Origin of the sequence: Aestuarium sp., from assembly GCF_023253315.1 — a bacterium.
GTDB classification, from domain to species: Bacteria; Pseudomonadota; Alphaproteobacteria; order Rhodobacterales; family Rhodobacteraceae; genus Marivivens; species Marivivens donghaensis.
In genome coordinates this window covers 1-1,692 of record NZ_JALRGW010000067.1, presented here as the reverse complement: position 1 = coordinate 1,692, position 1,692 = coordinate 1, and the positions used below count along the sequence as shown (strand labels likewise).

The following is a 1,692-nucleotide window of genomic DNA, read 5'->3' as shown; positions in this document are numbered from 1 at the left end:
TGGGTCACTAATATGTATCATAAGCATGAAACAACAGACATCATTGATGCTGCGGATTGGATGGAAGAGTACACCGTAGATATTAAAGATGAAGTAGATCGTATTTGCTTTGACATCGGTGGTGAGGCAATGTATAATCTAATACACTCAAAGGATGAGTAACATGACGACAATGACGTTAAAGATTCGTGTCAATGAAGACACTGTGCTTATGGTTAAGGAGCGCAATGTAGTTGACGAAGATCAGTTCCTTGAAGATGCGTGTGTGTTGCTGGATAACTACCGACTTAATAGTCGTGATATTATCTCTATCAAAACTGAAACCACAGAATATCTTTAACACTACACTACAATAACAGCAGCTTAAGGAATATCACATGCAGCTACCAAGAAATGTCACACGCTATAAACTAAGTACTGGCGGCTACATGTATCGCTTCAATCCATCGCAAGACTTAGTTGACAACCTTATCGTTGAACGCAAGAGCTTGGGTACGGATAAGCGTAAGGCTCTGGCTGAGGCTAAGAGGCTCAACAGCCGCATTGATGACTTCCGTGCGGGTAAGGTAGCCGGAGCTATGCCAGGCCCTATGACGAAGCTCTCACAGCTTGTGGTGGCATACTACGCATCAGCTAAGTACAAGGCACTAGGTGCTACTGCTCAACTACACTACGAGTATGCACTACGTGATCTATGTGCTGCTACTTATGAGGGGCGTAAGCTGGGTGATATGCGTGTTAAGGACATCAGCGTTAAGCATTGCAACCACGTGTATCAGCAATGGGTAGCTAAGGGTTCAACAACAGCTAACAGTAAGCGTCGTGTGTGTAGTGTCCTATTCAACTTCGCAATGAAGCATGAGGCTATCGCACGTAACCCAATGGCTCTAGTGGATGCTGTAAAGAATAAGGTACGCAGCACTATGTGGAATAAGGATCAGGTTAAGCAGTTCCTCACTACAGCATATAGTGACTTTAGGTATCGCAGCATTGGCCTTATCGTTCATATGGCTTATGAGTGGTGCCAGCGTGTAGGTGATATGCGTACACTGACATGGGATAGCATTGACTTTGATGCCCAGCGCGTTAACATCACACAGAGTAAGCGAGGTGCTAAGGTGGCCCTACCTATCTCGGATGGTCTAGCACGGATGCTTAAGCAACAGCGTGACGACTTCAAGCAGTACACAGAGTTTGTAGTACCACACCACAGATCATCAGACAATGCGTGGCGCTGCTATACACCACAACAGATCGCTGCACTAGTGAATGAAGTTAAAGCTAAGGCTGGGCTACCTAGTGACCTCAAGGCCTGGGACTTACGTAGAACAGGTATCACAGAATTAGTTGAAGCAGGTGTTGACATCCTACAGCTAATGATGGTATCAGGGCATACGAGTGTACAGAGCCTTAGGCCTTACATGGTTAACACATTCGATGGTGCTAAGAATGCACTAGCTCTTAGGGATACAATGGAGGTTGAGTATGACCAATGATGTACTAGTAGCAGAGCATACACCACCCATTATCAATGGCGCTATCTACCATCAGATGAAGGTATCAATGCTGTTGAAACACTTTGGGTATCGCATTAATCCTTGCGGGTATTGCGGTGAACCACTTATGACATATAAGTCTTGCAGGTGTGGGTATACAGTAAGCAGCAATGATAAGGGAGAACTAATATGGACA

Annotated in this window: 3 protein-coding genes; all 3 read left to right on the top strand. The window is 45.0% G+C overall.

All coding sequences use genetic code 11. The features are described 5' to 3' along the window. The first annotated feature begins 163 nt into the window (after positions 1–163). On the top strand, positions 164–340 hold the full coding sequence (locus tag AC1QQ2_RS14080; protein ID WP_479713607.1) for a hypothetical protein: 177 nt from the start codon (positions 164–166) through the stop codon (positions 338–340). Between the two features lie 37 nt (positions 341–377). After that, complete coding sequence (locus tag AC1QQ2_RS14075; protein WP_479713606.1) at positions 378–1,496, top strand: tyrosine-type recombinase/integrase; 1,119 nt, start codon at positions 378–380, stop codon at positions 1,494–1,496. Further along, positions 1,486–1,692 (top strand): hypothetical protein (locus AC1QQ2_RS14070; protein WP_479713605.1); only part of this gene is annotated, 207 nt, incomplete at its 3' end. The genes AC1QQ2_RS14075 and AC1QQ2_RS14070, both read left to right, overlap by 11 nt.